At 73.7% G+C, this 18721-nt stretch carries 15 protein-coding genes; 7 read left to right on the forward strand and 8 right to left on the reverse strand.

All coding sequences use genetic code 11. From position 1 onward, the window contains the following. The first annotated feature begins 178 nt into the window (after positions 1-178). Positions 179-3091 carry a glycoside hydrolase family 48 protein gene (locus tag C3492_RS21385; protein WP_103813364.1) on the forward strand — a complete coding sequence of 971 codons (2913 nt, stop codon included), beginning with the start codon at positions 179-181 and terminating at the stop codon, positions 3089-3091. A gap of 70 nt (positions 3092-3161) precedes the next feature. Beyond that, positions 3162-5822: a cellulose-binding domain-containing protein gene (locus C3492_RS21390; protein ID WP_103813365.1), complete on the forward strand. Its 2661-nt coding sequence runs from the start codon at positions 3162-3164 to the stop codon at positions 5820-5822. Between the two features lie 324 nt (positions 5823-6146). On the opposite strand, the gene C3492_RS21395 is transcribed toward C3492_RS21390, so the two are convergent. Further along, positions 6147-6908, reverse strand: a complete 762-nt coding sequence (locus C3492_RS21395) for a class I SAM-dependent methyltransferase (protein ID WP_103813366.1) — start codon at positions 6906-6908, stop codon at positions 6147-6149. Between the two features lie 5 nt (positions 6909-6913). Beyond that, positions 6914-7219 (reverse strand): 4a-hydroxytetrahydrobiopterin dehydratase, encoded by a 306-nt coding sequence (locus C3492_RS21400; RefSeq protein WP_103813367.1) that lies wholly within the window; start codon positions 7217-7219, stop codon positions 6914-6916. Positions 7220-7366: 147 nt separating this feature from the next. On the opposite strand from C3492_RS21400, the gene C3492_RS21405 reads away from it, so the two are divergent. The 3 genes from C3492_RS21405 (at position 7367) to narJ (ending at position 9808) form a co-directional block, all read left to right on the forward strand. Next, entirely contained in the window at positions 7367-8194 is an 828-nt protein-coding gene (locus tag C3492_RS21405) for a helix-turn-helix domain-containing protein (RefSeq protein ID WP_103813368.1), read from the forward strand. A gap of 87 nt (positions 8195-8281) precedes the next feature. Next, entirely contained in the window at positions 8282-9145 is an 864-nt protein-coding gene (locus C3492_RS21410; RefSeq protein ID WP_103813496.1) for a helix-turn-helix transcriptional regulator, read from the forward strand. 171 nt (positions 9146-9316) lie between these two features. Next, positions 9317-9808 carry a nitrate reductase molybdenum cofactor assembly chaperone gene (gene narJ, locus C3492_RS21415; protein ID WP_103813369.1) on the forward strand — a complete coding sequence of 164 codons (492 nt, stop codon included), beginning with the start codon at positions 9317-9319 and terminating at the stop codon, positions 9806-9808. Positions 9809-9856: 48 nt separating this feature from the next. Here narJ and C3492_RS21420 read toward each other — a convergent pair whose 3' ends face one another. From C3492_RS21420 to C3492_RS21430, 3 genes are all read right to left on the reverse strand, one after another. After that, complete coding sequence (locus C3492_RS21420; protein WP_103813370.1) at positions 9857-10282, reverse strand: OsmC family protein; 426 nt, start codon at positions 10280-10282, stop codon at positions 9857-9859. Between the two features lie 173 nt (positions 10283-10455). Further along, positions 10456-12603 (reverse strand): phage holin family protein, encoded by a 2148-nt coding sequence (locus C3492_RS21425; protein WP_103813371.1) that lies wholly within the window; start codon positions 12601-12603, stop codon positions 10456-10458. 154 nt (positions 12604-12757) lie between these two features. Beyond that, positions 12758-13189, reverse strand: a complete 432-nt coding sequence (locus C3492_RS21430; protein ID WP_103813372.1) for a hypothetical protein — start codon at positions 13187-13189, stop codon at positions 12758-12760. An 84-nt stretch (positions 13190-13273) separates the two neighbouring features. On the opposite strand from C3492_RS21430, the gene C3492_RS21435 reads away from it, so the two are divergent. Then, positions 13274-14047, forward strand: a complete 774-nt coding sequence (locus C3492_RS21435) for an MBL fold metallo-hydrolase (RefSeq protein WP_103813497.1) — start codon at positions 13274-13276, stop codon at positions 14045-14047. A 53-nt stretch (positions 14048-14100) separates the two neighbouring features. Beyond that, positions 14101-14664: a DedA family protein gene (locus C3492_RS21440; protein ID WP_258055819.1), complete on the forward strand. Its 564-nt coding sequence runs from the start codon at positions 14101-14103 to the stop codon at positions 14662-14664. Between the two features lie 20 nt (positions 14665-14684). Here the strand turns inward: C3492_RS21440 and C3492_RS21445 are convergent, their stop codons facing one another. The 3 genes from C3492_RS21445 to C3492_RS46665 all read right to left on the reverse strand — a co-directional run bounded on the left by C3492_RS21445 (position 14685) and on the right by C3492_RS46665 (position 18329). Next, a complete protein-coding gene (locus C3492_RS21445) occupies positions 14685-15755 on the reverse strand; it encodes an MBL fold metallo-hydrolase (protein WP_103813374.1) in 1071 nt (356 codons plus the stop codon). Further along, on the reverse strand, positions 15752-17011 hold the full coding sequence (locus C3492_RS21450; RefSeq protein ID WP_103813375.1) for an aminotransferase class I/II-fold pyridoxal phosphate-dependent enzyme: 1260 nt from the start codon (positions 17009-17011) through the stop codon (positions 15752-15754). Before C3492_RS21450 ends, C3492_RS21445 begins: the two co-directional genes overlap by 4 nt. A gap of 295 nt (positions 17012-17306) precedes the next feature. Then, a complete protein-coding gene (locus tag C3492_RS46665; protein WP_103813376.1) occupies positions 17307-18329 on the reverse strand; it encodes a hypothetical protein in 1023 nt (340 codons plus the stop codon). Positions 18330-18721: the final 392 nt, after the last annotated feature.

Below are 18721 nucleotides of genomic sequence, written 5' to 3' on the forward strand. Positions count from 1 at the left end.
CCAAGTGGCCGGTCTGCCCAGGGGAGTCGCCTGACTTTTCCTCAGCCGGGTCCGTCGAATCTTTTCGACTCTTCAAGCACCTTGACCGCTCCGGGCGCCGTCCCCACTATGGGAGCGCTCCCACTGGTTCAAGCCTTGACTTCTCCCGAGCCGCACGCCCGCAAGGAGGAACCAGCACATGGATCCCGGACGCAGACGCACAGCTGTGCGTCGGTTGTGGACCGCGGCGGCCGCCGCGTTCGCCCTGCCCCTGACGATGCTCGCCACCGGCACCCCCGCCGCGCACGCGGCGTCCGTGCAGTGCAGCGTCGACTACAAGACCAACGACTGGGGCTCGGGCTTCACCGCCGACCTCACGATCACCAACCGCGGTACCGACGCCGTCGACGGCTGGACGCTGACGTACGCCTACACGGGCAACCAGAAGCTGACCAACGGCTGGAACGGCACCTGGTCCCAGTCGGGCCAGACGGTCACCGTGAAGAACGCCTCGTACAACGGCACGATCGCGGCGGGCTCGGCCGTCTCCACCGGCGGCCAGTTCACCTACAGCGGCAGCAACACCGCCCCCACGTCCTTCGCCGTCAACGGCACCACCTGCGCCGGCGCGCACCAGCCGCCGGTGACCGTGCTGACCAGCCCGAGCGCGGGCGCGGTCTACTCGCAGGGTGAGGCGGTGCCCCTCGCGGCGACCGCGGCGGCGGCCGACAACGCGACCATCGGCAAGGTGGAGTTCTACGACGACACCACGCTCCTGGGCACCGACACGAGCGCGCCGTACTCGCTCTCGGTCTCCAGTTTGACCGTGGGCAGTCATTCCCTGGTGGCGAAGGCGTACGACAGCCTGGGCGCGTCCGCAGCCTCCACCCCGGTCGGCATCACGGTCGCCTCCGGGCCCGCCGTGGTCGCCTCGCCGTCCCAGCTAGGCGTCCAGCAGGGCAAGTCGGGCACGTTCTCGGTGAAGCTGTCGACCCAGCCGAGCGCGAACGTGACGGTGAGCACCAGCCGCACCAGCGGCAACACCGGCCTGTCCGTGACGGGTGGTTCCTCGCTGACCTTCACCCCGTCGAACTGGAACACCGCCCAGACGGTCACCGTCACGGCGGACTCCTCCGGCACCGGCAGCGCGACCTTCACCGCGTCGGCCACCGGCCACACCAAGGCGACGGTCACGGTCACGGAGCTGCCCGCGTCGAAGGCGTACGACGCCCGCTTCCTGGACCTGTACGGAAAGATCACCAACCCGGCGAACGGCTACTTCTCCCCCGAGGGCGTCCCGTACCACTCGGTGGAGACGCTGATCGTCGAGGCCCCGGACCAGGGTCACGAGACCACCTCGGAGGCGTACAGCTATCTGCTCTGGCTCCAGGCGATGTACGGCAAGGTGACCGGCGACTGGTCGAAGTTCAACGGCGCGTGGGACATCATGGAGAAGTACATGATCCCCACCCACGCCGACCAGCCGACGAACTCCTTCTACAACGCCTCCAAGCCGGCCACGTACGCGCCCGAGCTGGACACCCCGAACGAGTACCCGGCGAAGCTGGATGCGTCGGTGTCGGTCGGCCCGGACCCGATCGCCGGTGAGCTGAAGTCGGCCTACGGCACGGACGACGTCTACGGCATGCACTGGATCCAGGACGTGGACAACGTCTACGGCTACGGCAACGAGCCCGGCAAGTGCGAGGCCGGTCCGACGGCCACCGGACCGTCGTACATCAACACCTTCCAGCGCGGCTCGCAGGAGTCCGTCTGGGAGACGGTCCCGCAGCCCACCTGCGACGCCTTCAAGTACGGCGGCAGGAACGGCTACCTGGACCTGTTCACCGGCGACTCCTCCTACGCCAAGCAGTGGAAGTACACGGACGCCCCGGACGCGGACTCCCGCGCCGTGCAGGCCGCGTACTGGGCGGACGTGTGGGCGAAGGCGCAGGGCAAGAGCGCCGACGTGTCCGCGACGGTCGCCAAGGCCGCCAAGATGGGCGACTACCTGCGGTACGCGATGTACGACAAGTACTTCAAGAAGATCGGCAACTGCACGAGCCCGTCCTGCCCGGCCGGCACCGGCAAGGACGCCTCGCACTACCTGCTGTCCTGGTACTACGCCTGGGGCGGCGCCACCGACACCTCCGCCGGCTGGGCCTGGCGGATCGGCTCCAGCCATGTCCACGGCGGCTACCAGAACCCCCTCGCCGCCTACGCGCTCAGCTCGGTCGCCGACCTGAAGCCCAAGTCGGCGACGGGCGCGACGGACTGGGGCAAGTCGCTCCAGCGCCAGCTGGAGTTCTACCAGTGGCTCCAGTCGTCCGAGGGTGCCATCGCGGGCGGCGCGACCAACAGCTGGCAGGGCCGGTACGCCTCGCCTCCGGCCGGCGCGTCCACCTTCTACGGCATGTACTACGACTCGCAGCCCGTCTACCACGACCCGCCGTCCAACCAGTGGTTCGGGTTCCAGGCGTGGTCGATGGAGCGGGTCGCCGAGTACTACCAGCAGACCGGGAACGCCTCGGCGAAGGCGATCCTCGACAAGTGGGTAAAGTGGGCGCTGTCCAAGACCACGATCAACCCGGACGGCACCTACCGCGTCCCCTCCACCCTCCAGTGGTCGGGCCAGCCCGACACCTGGAACGCGTCGAGTCCCGGCGGCAACAGCGGACTGCACGTCACCGTCGCGGACTACACCGACGACGTCGGCGTGGCCGCCGCCTACGCCAAGACACTGACGTACTACGCCGCCAGGTCCGGTGACACCACCGCCAAGTCCACGGCGAAGGCGCTGCTGGACGGCATGTGGAACAACCACCAGGACAGCCTCGGCATCGCCGTCCCCGAGACCCGCACCGACTACAGCCGGTTCGGCGACAGCGTGTACGTGCCGAGCGGCTGGACCGGCACCATGCCGAACGGCGACGCGATCAACTCCTCGTCCACCTTCGCCTCGCTGCGGTCCTTCTACAAGAGCGACCCGAACTGGTCGAAGATCGAGGCCTACCTCAAGGGCGGCGCCGCGCCCGTCTTCACGTACCACCGCTTCTGGGCCCAGGCGGACATCGCCCTGGCCATGGGCTCGTACGCGGAGCTCCTGGAATAGACCGGCACCTCTTCACGGGCGGCCCCCACCCACACCGGGGGCCGCCCCCCGTCATGAGAGGACTCCCGCCATGCTCAGAACCCGCATCCTCACCGCCGTGCTGGCCCTCGCCGCCGGCCTGCTGTCCGGCACCCCGCCCGCACTCGCCGGCTCCGCACCGCGCACGGCCCTCGCGGCGGACACCTACACCTGGAAGAACGCCCGGATCGACGGCGGCGGCTTCGTCCCCGGGATCGTCTTCAACCGCTCCGAGAAGAACCTGGTCTACGCCCGCACCGACATCGGCGGCGCCTACCGCTGGCAGGAGCCGACGAAGACGTGGACACCGCTGCTGGACTCGGTCGGCTGGAACGAATGGGGCCACACCGGCGTGGTGAGCCTTGCCTCCGACCCGGTCGACCCGGACAAGGTGTACGCGGCCGTCGGGACGTACACCAACAGCTGGGACCCGACGAACGGCGCGGTGCTGCGCTCCGCCGACCGGGGCGCGAGCTGGCGGAAGGCCGACCTGCCGTTCAAGCTGGGCGGCAACATGCCCGGCCGGGGCATGGGCGAGCGGCTGGCGATCGACCCGAACCGCAGCAGCGTGCTGTACCTGGGCGCGCCCAGCGGAAAGGGCCTGTGGCGGTCGACGGACTCGGGGGCGACCTGGTCGCAGGTGACGAGCTTCCCGAACCCCGGCACCTACCGGCAGGACCCGAGCGACACGAGCGGGTACGCGAGCGACAACCAGGGCATCGTCTGGGTCACCTTCGACGAGACCACGGGGACCTCCGGGAGCGCGACGAAGACGATCTACGTCGGGGTCGCCGACCTGGACAACGCGGTCTACCGCTCGACGGACGCGGGCGCCACCTGGACCCGGCTGGCCGGCCAGCCGACCGGATACCTCGCGCACAAGGGCGTGCTGGACACGGAGAACGGGTTCCTGTACCTCGCCTACAGCGACAAGGGCGGTCCCTACGACGGCGGCAAGGGCCGGCTGTGGCGGTACGCGACGGCCACCGGCACCTGGACGGACATCAGCCCGGCAGCGGAGGCGGACACCTCCTACGGCTTCAGCGGGCTGACGGTGGACCGCCGGCACCCGTCCACCGTCATGGCGACCGCGTACAGCTCCTGGTGGCCGGACACCCAGCTCTTCCGCTCCACCGACAGCGGCGCCACCTGGACGAAGGCCTGGGACTACACGTCGTACCCCGACCGCGCGAACCGGTACACCATCGACGTGTCCTCCTCCCCCTGGCTCACCTTCGGCGCGCACCCCTCCCCACCCGAACAGACGCCGAAACTGGGCTGGATGACGGAGGCCCTGGAGATCGACCCGTTCGACTCCTCCCGGATGATGTACGGGACGGGCGCCACCCTCTACGGCACCGAGAACCTCGCCGAGTGGGACAGCGGCGGCCGGTTCACGGTGAAGCCGGTGGTGCGGGGCCTGGAGGAGACAGCGGTCAACGACGTCGCGGCACCGCCCTCCGGGGACGCCCGGCTGTTCAGCGCGCTCGGTGACATCGGCGGCTTCCGGCACACGGACCTCACCGAGGTGCCGTCGATGATGTACACCTCCCCCACCTTCACGACGACCACGAGCCTGGACTTCGCGGAGTCGGACCCCGCCACGGTGGTCCGGGTCGGCGACCTGGACTCGGGCCCGCACATCGCGTTCTCCACGGACAACGGTGCCGACTGGTTCGCCGGGACCGATCCCCCGGGCGTCTCGGGCGGTGGCACGGTGGCCGCGGCGGCGGACGGCAGCCGGTTCGTGTGGAGCCCGGAGGGCACCGGTGTGCGGTACGCGACGGGCTTCGGCACGTCCTGGTCGGCGTCGAGCGGCATCCCGGCCGGCGCGCTCGTCGAGTCGGACCGCGTCGACCCCAAGACCTTCTACGGCTTCAAGTCCGGGAAGTTCTACGTCAGTTCGGACGGCGGCGCGACCTTCACCGCCTCCTCCGCTTCGGGTCTGCCGAGCGGGGACAGCGTGCGCTTCAAGGCGCTGCCCGGCACGAAGGGCGACATCTGGCTGGCGGGCGGGGCGACGGACGGCCCGTACGGCCTGTGGCACTCCACGGACGGCGGCGCCGGCTTCGCCAGGCTGCCGAACGTCGAGCAGGCCGACACGATCGGCTTCGGCAAGGCCGCGGCGGGAGCCGCCTACCAGACGCTCTACACCAGCGCGAAGATCGGCGGAGTGCGCGGCATCTTCCGCTCCACGGACCAGGGGGCGAGCTGGACCCGCATCAACGACGACACCCACCAGTGGGGCTGGACGGGGGCGGCGATCACCGGCGACCCGCGGGTCTACGGCCGGGTGTACCTCGCGACCAACGGCCGGGGCGTCGTGTACGGCGACACGTCCGACACGAGCGGCGGCGGGAGCGGTGGCGGTGGTACGAATCCGCCTCCTGCCGGGGCCTGCACGGTCAGCTACAAGATCACCAACCAGTGGGCCGACGGTTTCCAGGCGGACGTACGGCTGACCAACACCGGCACCACGGCCTGGAACGGCTGGTCCCTCGGCTGGACGTTCCCGGACGGCCAGAAGATCACGCAACTGTGGAACGCCGACCACACGCAGTCGGGTTCGGCGGTCACGACGAAGAACGTGAGCTGGAACGGCACCGTGACGGCGGGCTCCTCGGTCGCCTTCGGCTTCACGGGAAGCCGGTCGGGCGCGAACACGAAGCCGGCGGTGTTCACTCTGGGCGGCCGGACCTGCGCGGCCGGCTGACCTCGCGGCACTGGTGCGGCGGCGGTTCCCGTGGTGTCCTGGTGGTGACGGGAAGGACGCGTTGCAGACGCGGGGAAGCGGCCGGCAGCCGCGCACCGCGCAATCCTGATCCGCGAGAAGCGGGTGACGCCCTTCCCGTCCTGTCGTGCCGGGGCCGCCGCGCACGCCGCCCCCGTGCCGCGCGGTCCGGGGCCTCGCTGTTCCCCTGCCGGCCGAACCGGGGGTGCAGCGCCGGGTCCAGGCCGCGGTCCTCGCCTCCCGTCTCGGCCGACAGGCGCCGGAAGGACGCTCGTCGCGCAGAGGCGGTCGGGGCGCGCGCTCGAATCACGGTGTCCCGGAAGGAGTCGGCGCCGGCTTGCGGAAGGCTCTCAGACTGAAGCGGGGGTCGGGGCGCGGGCGGTCCTGGTCGGGGAGCCCGGCCAGGCGGGTGGCGAACTCCTCGGTGCGCGGCTCACCGGGCGGCAGCAGGGTGAACCAGCCGCGGCGCAGGTCGGCGATGGTGGTGCGGGGGCTGCGCCCCTGCCCGGAGCCGCGGAAGGAACCGTGTCCGGCGGGCCGGAGTCCGTGCCGGGCGGCGTGGGCGGTGACGGTTCCGGCGGCGTCGGCGGCGGGACGGCGCGGGCGGGCGGCGAGGACGGTGTCGATGTCGCTGCCGACGTCGTGCGCGGCGGCCTTGTCGACCGTGGTGACGTACACCCCGCCGGGCCGCAGCACGCGGGCGCACTCGCCGACGACCGCGCCCACGTCCTCGGGGTCCAGCAGGTGCAGCAGCCAGATGCTGGTGACCGCGTCGAAGGCGCCGTCCGGGAAGGGCAGCCGGCGGCTGTCGGCCCGTACGATCGCGCCGGGCAGCCGGGCCGACGCCCTGCGGACCATGGCCGGGGAGAGGTCCGCGCCGGTCACCCGCAGCCCGGGGCGTGCGGCGGCGAGCCTCCGGGTGACGATGCCGGTGCCGCAGGCGACGTCGAGGAGACGGCCCGGACCCCCGGGTATCAGACCGAGGACGGCCTGTGCGGCCTCCTGGGCGCGGGCCTCGCCGCCGCGCGAGGCGTCGTAGTCGCCGGCTTCCTTGTCGTAGTCGAGCACATCACTCAGTGTGCTCCGTGACCTGGGGCGATGTCCTCCACCCTGCGGGCGAGGGCGAAGTCCTTCGCGGTGACGGCGCCGCCCGCGCTGTGGGTGTGCACGCTGAGGGAGACGGTGTCGTAGCCGAGGGTGAGGTCGGAGTGGTGGTCCAGCTCGTCCTGGATGCCGGCGATGTGCATGACGAGAGCCGCCGCTGCGAAGTGGGAGCCCAGCCGGTAGGAACGGGTGAGACGGTCGCCGTCCACCGACCAGCCGGGCAGCTCGGCCAGCCGGTCCTCGATCTCCTTCTGCGACAGCGGTTCGACGGCCATGGCCCGGGCTCCCTTCGCTGCGTGCCCCCTGCGGGGCGTGGCGGGTACGGGCTCAGACTGCCACGTCGGCCGGGGGCTCGGCACACCGGCGCGGCCCGGGCACAATCCGCTCGTTCCCCCGCCCCGGGCTCGACTAGGGTCGGCGGCATGCCTCTGCCTGCGTCCGGTCCCACCGCCTCCGTCGACGTCACCGGCAAGGGCGTCGGCCCGCTGTTGCGCGCCTGGCGGGAGCGGCGCCGGATCTCGCAGCTGGACCTGGCGCTGCGCGCCGACTCCTCCGCGCGGCACATCAGCTTCATCGAGACCGGCCGGTCCCGGCCGAGCGAGGAGATGGTGCTGCGGCTCGCCGAGCAGCTCGACGTGCCGGTGCGGGAGCGCAACGCCCTGCTGCTGGCGGCCGGTTACGCGCCGCGTTATCCGGAGACCCCGCTGGACGACCCGGCGCTGGACGCGCTGCGCGACGGCATGGAGCGGCTCATCAGGGGCTACGAGCCCTACCCCGCGCTGGTGGTGGACGCCGGCTACACGGTGGTCGCCGCGAACCGGGGCATCGCCCTGCTGCTGGAGGGTGTGCCGGAGGAACTGATGGAACCGGCACCGAACGCGATGCGGCTGACCCTGCACCCGGAGGGGCTGGCACCGCGCATCCGGAACCTGCGGGAGTGGCGCGGGCATCTGCTGGCCCAGATGGAGCGGGAGATCGCCCTGCACCGCTCCGACCGGCTGCGCGCCCTGTACGAGGAGGTGGCGGCCTATCCGGTGCCCGAGGAGCCGGCCGGCGGCGAACCGGCCGAGCCCGTGCCGTACTTCGCGCTGCCGCTGCGCATCGAGCACGCCGGGCGGGTCCTGTCGTTCGTGTCCTCGATCTCCACGTTCAACACGCCGATGGACGTCACGGTCGCCGAACTCGCCATCGAGACGTTCCTGCCGGCCGACCCGGCGACCGCCAAGTACCTGCACACGCAGTCCGGTTGAGGTTCATTGCCTCGGGCACGTGTGCGAGGCGGCAACACGTGACAGACTGCTCCCCGCGTGAATCGGTGCGCAGGGGAGGGCGTGGCGGTGAGTGAGCGGCGGGCTGCGCCCACCGTGGGCCAGGTGGTGCTGGGCAAGCGGTTGCAGGAGCTGCGGGAGGCGGCGGGCCTGAGCCGTGAGGAGGCCGCCCGGGTCCTGCGGGTGGCGTCGGCGACCGTACGGCGGATGGAGATGGCCGAGGTCGCGCTGAAGATCCCTTACGTGCAGGTCCTGGTGACCACCTACGGGGTGCCCGAGGAGGAGGCCGACGCGTTCGTGCGGCTGGCCGAGGAGGCGAACCAGCCGGGCTGGTGGCAGCGGTTCCACGACGTGCTGCCGGACTGGTTCAGCCTGTACGTCAGCCTGGAGGGCGCCGCCCGGGTCATCCGTTCCTACGAACCGCACTTCGTGCCCGGTCTGCTGCAGACCGAGGACTATGCGCGCGCGGTGCTGGAGGCGGGGACGATCGGGCAGACCTCGCCGGAGACGGTCGAGCGGCACGTCTCGCTGCGCATGGAGCGGCAGCGGCTGCTGGAGCGTGAGGATCCGCCCCACCTGTGGGTGATCATGGACGAGACGGTGCTCAGGCGCCCGGTGAGCATGCGGCCCGAGGTGCTGCGGGACCAGCTCGACCGGCTGCTGGAGTACGCCGGGCGGGACCGGGTCACCTTGCAGATCGCCGAGTTCGCGGCGGGCCCGCACCCGGGGACGTACGCGCCGTTCACGTTGTTCCGGTTCGCCGAGCCGGAGCTGCCGGACATGGTGTTCACCGAGTACCTGACCGGCGCCCTCTATCTGGACTCGCGCCAGGAGGTCGCCGCGCACCTGGAGGTGCTGGACCACATGACGGCCCGGGCCGCGTCCGCCCAGCGCACGCTGAAGCTGCTCCGGGAGCACCGCGAGAGCCTCTGAGTCCCGGGTGACCCGCAGGGGCCCGCTGGTGCCGCGCCTGATGCGGGCGTGACCCGTACGGGTCTGCGGACAGGTGCGTCGCCGGGGCCGCCCCTAGGTTCTGAGTAGTGCCCGAGGGGTGCGGCCCCGACCACGCGGGCGGGCCCGCCCCGGCGACGCGAAGGAGGCCCGATGCCCTCGGACGCGGTGCTCCACCAGGCGGCGGCGCTGTGCCTGACCTACCCGGACGACGGCCTGGTCGCCCGGCTGCCGCTGCTGCGCGAGGCCGCCCCGCCGCTGCGGGCGTTCACCGACCACGCGGCCGTCACCCCGCGGCGGGAGCTGGCCGCGCACTATGTGCGGGTCTTCGACGTCGGGAACCGGCACAGCCTGTACCTGAGCCGGTGGCACGACGACGGCACCCGGCGCGGGACGTCCCTGGTGCGCTTCCAGGACCTCTACCGCCGGCACGGCCTGGAGTGCAGCGGCGAGGAGCTGCCGGACTTCCTGCCGGCGGTGCTGGAGTTCACCGCGCGGACCGGCGACACCAGCCTGCTGACCGAGTACCGCGACGGCCTGGAGCGGCTGCGTACGCGGTTGACCGACTACGGCACGCCGTACGCGGACGTCCTGGACGCTGTCTGCGCCACCCTGCCGGCCGCACCCACCGCAACCCCGCCATGACCGTGCACCCCGGCCGGGCGGCCGGGGTGCACCGACTGCCGGCGGGCGTCAGACCAGCTCGGCCGTCAGGGTGATCGTCGTACCGGTCAGGGCCTGGCTGACCGGGCAGTTCTTCTTGGCGTCCTCGGCGGCGGACCGGAAGCCGTCCGCGTCCAGGCCGGGCACCTCGCCGCGCACGGTGAGGTGGATGCCGGTGATGCCCTCGCCGGGCTGGAAGGTGACGTCGGCGTTGGTCTCCAGCCGGGTGGGCGGGGTGCCGGCGCCGGCCAGGGCGTGCGAGAGGGCCATGGAGAAGCAGCTGGAGTGGGCGGCGGCGATCAGCTCCTCGGGGCTGGTCCTGCCGTTCGCGTCCTGGGCGCGCGAAGCCCACGTGACCGGCTGCTGGCCGATGCCGGAGGAGTCGAAGGTGACGATGCCGTTGCCTTCGAGCAGGTTGCCTTCCCAGACGGTGTGCGCGGTGCGCGTGGTTGCCACGATGCTTCCTTTCGCGAGTGTCGCGGTTCCGGGGTTCCCGGATGTCCCTATCCGATCACATCCGGGCTCGTCGCACTCCGCAGACCGGCCCACGGGCCGTGAACGGCAGGTGACGTCCCCGCGCGATCGGACAGGCGTGCTCCCCGCGGCGGCGGTGCGGGCGCGGCCGGATCTCAGGCGGCCCGCTCCTCCTCCACGTCCGGGGTGAGCGGTACCTGGGGCCCGTCCAGCTCGCTCAGCCAGCGGCGCAGCACATGGTGGACGTGCTCGGCGCCGGTCAGTTCCTCCCCGTCCCCGGCCGGTGCGGACAGCTCGTGCGGGGAGAGCAGGAACGGGTGGGACTGGGCGCCGCCGAGGCCGCCGTGCGAGCCGATCTGTTCCTCGAAGGCGAGGACCTCGCCGTCGGCGGGGTCGTAGGCGGAGTTCACCATGATGTCGGCGGTGTGCGGGAAGGAGTGGGTGCGGCGGACGGCGTCGGCGGCGCCGGGGCCGAAGCGGGCCAGCGGGCCGGGCTCGTCGTCCAGCTCGGCCAGGGGGATCTCGGCACCGTAGGCACCGAGGACGACGCCGTCGTGCTCCTCGCTGCGCACCAGGAGGAAGCCGATGCCGGGGTGGTTGGCGAGGGTGGTGAGCAGGGCGGGGTGGCGGGCGTCGATCTCCTCCTTGGTCATGCGGTGCGGGACGTCCGGGAAGGAGATGAGGCCGAGGTTGCCGGAGGCCAGCACGATCGGCTCGGAGCGGCGGGAGGGGCGGTGGTGCTCGCCCTTCTCTTCCACCGGGCGGCGCAGGGCGGCGCGGACGGCGGCGCGGGCCTCGGCGCCGCTGCGGGTGCGCTGGGCCCGGCGCGGGACGGGCAGTCCGCAGCCGGCCCGGACCAGGTCGCCGAGGGTGAGGCCGTAGCGGGCGTGGAACGTCTCGCCGGGGCTCTGCCCGTGATCGGAGAGGACGACGATCCGGTAGGGGCGCGGGGCGTGTTCGGCGACCCGTTCGAGGAGGGCGAGGGAGCGGTCGAGGCGTTGCAGGACCTTCTCGGCGTCGCGGCTGCGCGGGCCGGAGTGGTGGGCGACCTCGTCGTAGGCGACGAGGTCGGCGTAGACGGCGGTGCGGCCGGCGAGCATGTCGCCCATGACCGCGGCGACGACGACGTCCCGTTCGACGACGGTGGCGAAGGCGCGGACGAACGGGTAGAGGCCGCCCCGGCCGACGCGCGGGCGCTGTCCGCGCAGCCGGGCGCGGGTGGACTGGCCGATCTCGCGGCCCACCTCGGCGACGAACGACAGTGCGGTGCGGACGGCGCCCGCCGGGTCGCGGAAGTAGGCGAAGTACCCGGCGCGGGAACGGTTCCCCGGGCCGCGGCGGCGGGTGGCGATCGACAGGACGAGGGCCTGCTCGCCGGCGCCGCCGCTGAACAGGTTGCCCCGGCTGGCGCCGTCGACGGTGAGCAGTCCGCCGTCGCCGGTGTGCCGTATGGCCCGGCGTTGCAGTTCGGCGGCGCTCGTCGGCCGGTTGCAGACCATCACCTCGCCCCGTTCCTTCTCGTACCAGCGGAACGCCGGCACGTCGAAGGTGCTGCCGTGCAGGATGCCGAGCTGGCTGGCGCCGGTCTGGCTGGACCAGTCGGTGCGCCAGGGCGTGAGGCGGTGGGTGGGCCGGGCGCGGCCGGCCGCCGGTCGCGGGGTGCCGGCCGCCGGTGGTGTGCGCTCGCTCCCGCTCGCCGGCCGTACGCCGTCGCCGCCGGACAGCCAGCGGCCCACCGTCGGCATCAGCCCCTTGCGGACCGCGTCGACCAGGACGTCGTGGCCGACGCCGTCGAGCTGCACGCACAGCAGTCCGGGCGCGGTGGGGCAGGACGGATGGTCCCGGCGGCCGCGGGTGGCCAGGCGGTGCAGGCGGCGCCGGTAGGTCTCGTCGTCGCGCACGGCGAGGGCCGCGCCGGTGGCGGAGGCGACGGCGGACATCACGGCGGCCACGATGACGGCGGTCTCGGGCGCGGCCTCGCCGCGCCCGGAGGGGTTGATGCGCAGGGCGACCAGCAGCAGGGAGCCGTTGAGGAAGAAGACCAGCAGGCCGAGGACGAGGGCGGGGACGAGCAGCAACAGGCGGACCAGGAGCGGCCAGACCACGGCCGAGAGGATGCCGAAGGCGCCGGCACCGCAGGCGGCGGCCACGGCGATGCGGGTGGCGCTGTCGCCGTCGGCGGACTGGAGCTGGAAGTCGGGCAGGATCGCCGCGAGGACCAGCATGGTGACCGTGGAGACCGCCCATACGGCGACGCTCCGCCCGACCTGACTGGCGATCCGTCGCCACCGCACCCCGCGCACGCCCCGCACACCTCACGTCCCGGCCCTCCCCCACCCGGTGGCCGGGGGGGCCTCCTCTCGCTTCACCGGCCCGATCGGGCCGGCTCCACCTTGTCACACGCGCGGGCGTCCGCCCGGACGGGCCGTCGGACAGGGGACGCGGACGGGGGCCGGGTCACCGCCCGTCGTAGCCGGCCGTCGGCATCGACAGCCGGCGGTGCACCCGGGCCTTCATCTGCGCGTCGTACGCCGGCTCGGCCCGCCCCACCGTCTCCACGCGCACGCCCCGGCGCGCGCACTCGGCGGTGAACTCCTCCACCGACGACAGGGCTCGGCGCAGCACCCGGAGGCTGGGCGCGACGAACACGTCCACCCCGGGACGCACCCCGTCCCAGAGCGCGCAGTGGTCGAAACGCAGCCCGCCGACGAGAAGTTCCCGGGCGATCACGTAGCCGCGCTCGGCGGCCCAGCGGGCGCACATCGCGTGCTGGCTGCGCGAGTCCACCAGGAAGGGGTCGGCCTCCAGCTCCTCCAGGGGTGTGAGGCTGGCGATGGCGGTGACCCGCACGGTCGTGAGCGCCCCGAAGGCACCCCGCGGCTGTCCCATGGCGTCCCCCTCACCTCCGGGTTTCGCCGCCGACCCTACTCCTGCCCGTAGGCTTCGGGGAGTCGCGTGAAGGAGGCGAAGAAGGTGCCGGTGGAGATCACGTGGTGGGGTCACGCCACCTGTGCGCTGGAGGATGCGAACGTACGCCTGCTGACCGACCCCCTGTTCGCCCGCCGGCTGGCGCACCTGCGACGCCGCCGGGGTGACGTGCCGCCCCCCGAGGCGCGCCGCGCGGACGTGGCGCTGGTCTCCCACCTGCACGCCGACCATCTGCACCTGCCGTCGCTCGCCGGCCTCGACCCGGGCACGCGCCTGCTCGTGCCCCGGGGCGCACCACGGGCGGTACCCGGTCTGCGCCGGCTGCGACGGCTACGGATCACCGAGGTGGTTCCCGGGGACGAGGTGCGGATCGGCGAGCTGCTGGTGCGTGTGGTTCCGGCCCTGCACGACGGGCGGCGGCTGCCGGTGGGCCCGCACCGCTCGCCCGCGCTGGGCTACGTCATCGAGGGCGAGGCGCGCACGTACTTCGCCGGGGACACCGGGCTGTTCGACGACATGGCCGAGCGGGTGGGGCCGGTGGACGTGGCGCTGCTGCCGGTGGGCGGCTGGGGGCCGTATCTCGGGGAGGGCCATCTGGACGCGGGCCGCGCGGCACGCGCGCTGGCCCGGCTGGCGCCGCGGATCGCGGTGCCGGTGCACTACGGCACGTACTGGCCGATCGGCATGGACGCGGTGCGCCCGCACGAGTTCCACGCGCCGGGCGACGAGTTCGTGCGGCTGGCGGCGGTGGCCGCGCCGGGGGTGGCGGTGCACAAGCTGGGGCACGGGGAGAGCGTGCGGCTGGAGGTCGCGCGGTGACCTGGCTCGCCGACGCGTCGCGGGCGGTGACGCCCGGGTCGACGCAGCAAGTGATGGGCTATCCCTCGCTGTTCCTGCTCGTGCTGATCGGAGCGCTGGTGCCGGTCGTACCGACGGGCGCGCTGGTGAGTTCCGCGGCGGTGGTGGCGTTCCATCAGACGGCGCCGCTGTCGCTGGCGTTGGTGTTCGGGACGGCGTCGCTGGCCGCGTTCCTGGGGGACGCGGCGCTGTACTGGCTGGGGCGGCGCGGGATGCGGTCGAAGAACGGGTCGCGGTGGCTGGAGGCGATACGGTCGCGGGCGCCGGAGGAACGGCTCGCGCAGGCGCGCCAGAAGCTGGCCGAGCACGGGGTGGCGGTGCTGGTGCTGTCCCGGCTCGTGCCCGCCGGGCGGATACCGGTGATGCTGGCCTGTCTGATGGCGGAGTGGCCGCTGAGGCGGTTCGCGCGGGGCAATCTGCCCGCCTGTCTCGCCTGGGCGGCCACGTACCAGGTGATCGGGATACTGGGGGGTTCCCTGTTCGCCGAGCCGTGGGAGGGGGTCGTCGTGGCGGTGGTCCTGACGGTCCTGATCAGCGCGGCGCCCGGCCTGTGGCGGCGGGTCCGGGCTGCCGGGTGAGGGCGCGCCGGGACGCGGCGTCAGTCCAGCACTCCTGAGGCGCCGACCGGCAGGTCCCACAGGTCCTCGCGCTGAAGCCCCGCCTTCTCCCAGGCCGTCCGCACTCTGGTGAGGGGCTCCAGGACCGGTTCCGCGGAGAGGACGAACGTGGCCCAGTGCATGGGGGCCATGCGGCGGGCGCCGAGGTCGAGGGTGGCCTGGACCGCTTCCTCGGGGTCGCAGTGGACGTCGCTGAGCCACCAGCGGGGGTCGTAGGCGCCGATGGGCATCAAGGCGAGGTCGATGCCGGGGTAGCGGCGGCCGATGCGGGAGAACCAGTGGCCGTAACCGGTGTCGCCGGCGAAGTAGAGGCGCTGTCCGTCGGAGTCGGTCAGGACCCAGCCGCCCCACAGGCTGTGGCAGGTGTCGGTGAGGGTGCGCTTGGACCAGTGGTGGGCGGGGACGAAGTCGAAGCGGACGCCGGAGAGTTCGGCGCCCTCCCACCAGTCGAGTTCGGTGACGCGGGTGAACCGGCGGCGGCGGAACCAGCGGCCGAGGCCGGCGGGCGCGAAGACCGGGGTGTCGCGCGGGAGTCGGCGCAGGGTGGGCGCGTCCAGGTGGTCGTAGTGGTTGTGGCTGATGACGACGGCGTCGACGCGGGGCAGGCTCTCCCAGGGCACGCCCACGGGGGTGATGCGGGCCGGGGTGCCGAGTATGCGGCGGGACCAGACGGGGTCGGTGAGGACGGTCAGGCCGCCGATGCGGACGATCCAGCTGGCGTGTCCCGCCCAGGTGACGGCGAGGGTGCGGGTGTCGACGCGGGGCAGCGGGGCCGGTGCGTAGGGCAGACGCGGGATGTCGGCCAGGCCTTCGGGTCCGGGGCGCACGGCGCCTTCGCGCGCGAAGCGGGCCATGGCCTTCAGACCGGGCAGCGGGGCGGTGAGCCGGTCGTGGAACGTGCGGGGCCAGACCCGGTGTTCGCCCAGCGGGCGGGGCTCGGCCAGGGGCGGGAAAGGGGGCGCGGGGCGGGGTGGCGTGCCGGGTTCGCCGGCTGCCATGGTCGTCGTCGTGGCCGGGCCGGGGTCATGCGTCTGCTGCGTCTGCTGCGTCATCGAGGAGGCTCCCATCGCTGAGCGTCGTCGCGGAGATCGTCGAAAGCCGACCTCAAGGAGATCAACGCGCGTTGCACGTGTGGCAGTTCCAACGGTTCGGGGGACGTGAGGCATTCCGTGCGTTCCTCGTCCGTGACGCCCAGCAGGGGTCCGGTGGCGAGCCGGACGCGCAGCGCTCCGAGGTCGTCGCCGAAGCGGTGGCCGCCGGGCGCGGGCATGCCGAGCCGTGCGGTGAGGAGGTCCTCCAGTTCCTGGGCGTCGCCGACGCCCTGGGCGGCGAGCGGTTCACGCAGCGGGCCGAGGTCGACGTACAGGTGCCGGCCGGCCTGCGGGGGCCGGGCGAGCGCGCCGGCGGCGACCACGGCGGCGTGCGCGGCGGCGGCCACGCGCGCGTGCAGCCGTACGGTGGCCTCGCGGCGTTCGATGACGGGCGGGGGTTCGTCCAGGGCGTAGCCGGCGGCCGCCGCGACCGGTGCGGGGAGGCGGGCGCCGAGGGCGGTGAGGATGTCGAGCACGCGCGCGTGGAGGTGCCGTCCGCGGTCGGTGGCCGGGAAGCGGGCGACGGCGGCGGGCCAGCCGGGGGGCAGCAGGGCGCCGGCCAGGTCGGTGACGACGGTGACCTGGTCGGGCCACATCTCGGCGGGGCTGAGCAGGACGGTGTCGTGCGGGGCGTGCAGGGTGTCCCGCCAGGTCTCGTCGCTGACCAGGTGCAGGCCCTCCGCGGTGGCGGCCTCGACGGTCTCGTGCAGCAGTTCGGGCGGGGTGACGGTGGCGGTGGGGTCGTCGGCGACGGACAGCACCAGCAGCCGGGGGTCACCGCCCTCGGCGCGGACCCGGCGGACGGTCTCCAGCAGGGCGTACGGGTCGGGGACCCCGCCGCCCTCGGCCGGGGTCGGCACATGGAAGGCGGGCCGGCCGAGGATGCGGGCGTACGGGGCCCACCAGGCGGGGCAGGGCCGGGGTACGAGGACGTCCGAACCGTCGCCGGCGAGCGCGGCGGTGAGGGCGAGCAGCAGGGCGGGGGCGCCGGGTCCGGCGGCCACCTGGTCGGGGACGCAGGGCAGGCCGCGCCGGGTCCAGTAGCCGCACGCCGCCTCCAGCAGGGCGGGGGCGCCGCCGACGGGATGGGCGTCGGCGCGGCTCGCGGCGGCGGAGAGCACGGCGGACAGTTCGGGGAGCACGGGCAGGCCGTCGCCGGGGAGCGGCGGGCCGTAGCGGACGGGGCCGTGGCCTTCTCCGGGGTCCGTCCGCCGCATGTCGCCTCCGCGCAGTCCGTGGTGCCGTCGTGCCGCCCGTTGCGGGCCGTCTGTCCGTCGTGCCGCCCGTTGCAGGCCGTGCTGTCCTCGTGGGCTGCTGTGCGTGCGCGTGTGCCGTGTGGGTCTCCGTCCTGTCCGGGCGGGTGTCCGTCTCGTCGTCCGTGTCGTGCCGTGTCGTGTGGTGTCCCGGGCCGGCTGTGCGGCGGGCGGTTGTGGTGAGGTCCCCCGGCGGTGTCCTCGGGAGGTGTGTACCCGCCGGACGGCGCTCCATGGGCGGCGCCGGAAGTTGCCCGGATCACATCCCCGCGGGTTCGCCCTCCCGGAACCGCCGGTGGCCGGACAGCCGGTAGACGGCGCCCGCGCACGCGGCGGCGATGAGGGCGGCGCCGGCGGCCAGTGCGGGGACCGAGTCGTCGAAGGTGCCGCCCTGTCCCGCGTCCACGCCGTGCTGGACGCCGGCGGGCGCGCAGGTGTCGGAGCCCTGGGACTCGCGACAGGTACGGCCGTCCGAGCAGCCCCCTTCCCGGGCCTCCGCGCACCAGTGCTCGTCATGGCCGCAGGAGCCCGCCCCCGCACCGGCTCCCGCCCCCGCGCACTCCCGCCCGGAACCGTCCTGCCCGGCGGGGTCCTTGCCCGAGCCGCTGGAGTCCTTGCCCGTCCCGGCGGCGTCCTTGCCCGTGCCGTCCCGCCCGGCGGAGTCCCGCCCGGCTCCCGTCCCATACCCGTCCTGGCCGCCGTCGTCCGGTCCGGTCACCTGTCCGGGCCCCACCTCGCCCGCGCCCACCCGGCCGGCACCGTCCGGGCCGGCACCGTCCGCGCCCACACCGTCCGGGCCAACACCGTCCCACCCGTCGCCCGCCCCGTCCCCGGCGTCCGGGTCTCCGAGGCCGTCCAGTCCGGGCACGGCCGCCGCGCGGCCCTCCCGCCCGGCGTTCTGGGGGCTGTCCTGACCGCACGGCGTGCCGTCCACGCAGGCCGTGGTCGGCGCGGTGGGGGCCTCGCCGCTCCGGGTGAGGGGGGAACCACCGGTGGACGGCTTGCCCGGGGCCGCGGAGCGGGACGGACAGGGGCCGTCGGCGGTCCGGGCCGCGGCGGGGCCGACGGCCGGAGAAGCGCTCCCGGTGTGGTCCAGGGCAGTGGTGCGGACGGCGCCTGGGACGGCGCCCGGGGCGACCGGCGTCGGCCCGCCGACGGGGTCGCAGAGCGCGGACACGGTACGGGTGCCGAAGACGGGGTCCGCGACGGCGGCGGGGCCGGCCAGGGCGAGCACGGCGCCGGCGGCGAGGGCGGTGGACAGGGCGCGTGCGGTGCGGCGCATGGAAGGGGCTCCTCGGCGGGCGGCGGACAACGGGCAGACAACGGGCAGCGGCGGGACGGCCGGACGTCGGTACGCGGTGCGGCGTTCACCGGCGTACCGGTCACGCCGGTCGCGCGCGGTGTGACCGTCGTACGGGGCGTCGGCGACACCCTGCGGTGCCCGCGTGACGGGGGCACGGGGCCGTGCCCTCGCTGCCATGACAGCCCGCGTGCCGCCGTACCGCGCGCGGCCGGAGCCCATTCGCGGGACACGCGGGGCCGGCCGGGTGACAGACCGGCCGTCGGCACGCTGAAGGGCCCCGGAACCCGCCCCCGTACCCGCCCGCGGAGGTTTTCCGTCCCCCGCGCAGGTGACTCGGTAACCGCTGACCGGATCGTCCGCTTCGCACTGCA

Origin of the sequence: Streptomyces sp. Ru62 (assembly GCF_002920615.1) — a bacterium.
GTDB lineage: Bacteria > Actinomycetota > Actinomycetes > Streptomycetales > Streptomycetaceae > Streptomyces.

Coding starts and splice junctions, on each gene's coding strand:
- C3492_RS21445 (WP_103813374.1), bottom strand. CDS start 15,755: ATGACGCAGCAGACGCAGCAGACGCATGACCCCGGCCCGGCCACGACG.
- C3492_RS21450 (WP_103813375.1), bottom strand. CDS start 17,011: ATGCGGCGGACGGACCCCGGAGAAGGCCACGGCCCCGTCCGCTACGGC.
- C3492_RS21440 (WP_258055819.1), top strand. CDS start 14,101: ATGGGCTATCCCTCGCTGTTCCTGCTCGTGCTGATCGGAGCGCTGGTG.
- C3492_RS46665 (WP_103813376.1), bottom strand. CDS start 18,329: ATGCGCCGCACCGCACGCGCCCTGTCCACCGCCCTCGCCGCCGGCGCC.
- narJ (WP_103813369.1), top strand. CDS start 9,317: ATGCCCTCGGACGCGGTGCTCCACCAGGCGGCGGCGCTGTGCCTGACC.
- C3492_RS21430 (WP_103813372.1), bottom strand. CDS start 13,189: ATGGGACAGCCGCGGGGTGCCTTCGGGGCGCTCACGACCGTGCGGGTC.
- C3492_RS21385 (WP_103813364.1), top strand. CDS start 179: ATGGATCCCGGACGCAGACGCACAGCTGTGCGTCGGTTGTGGACCGCG.
- C3492_RS21400 (WP_103813367.1), bottom strand. CDS start 7,219: ATGGCCGTCGAACCGCTGTCGCAGAAGGAGATCGAGGACCGGCTGGCC.
- C3492_RS21390 (WP_103813365.1), top strand. CDS start 3,162: ATGCTCAGAACCCGCATCCTCACCGCCGTGCTGGCCCTCGCCGCCGGC.
- C3492_RS21405 (WP_103813368.1), top strand. CDS start 7,367: ATGCCTCTGCCTGCGTCCGGTCCCACCGCCTCCGTCGACGTCACCGGC.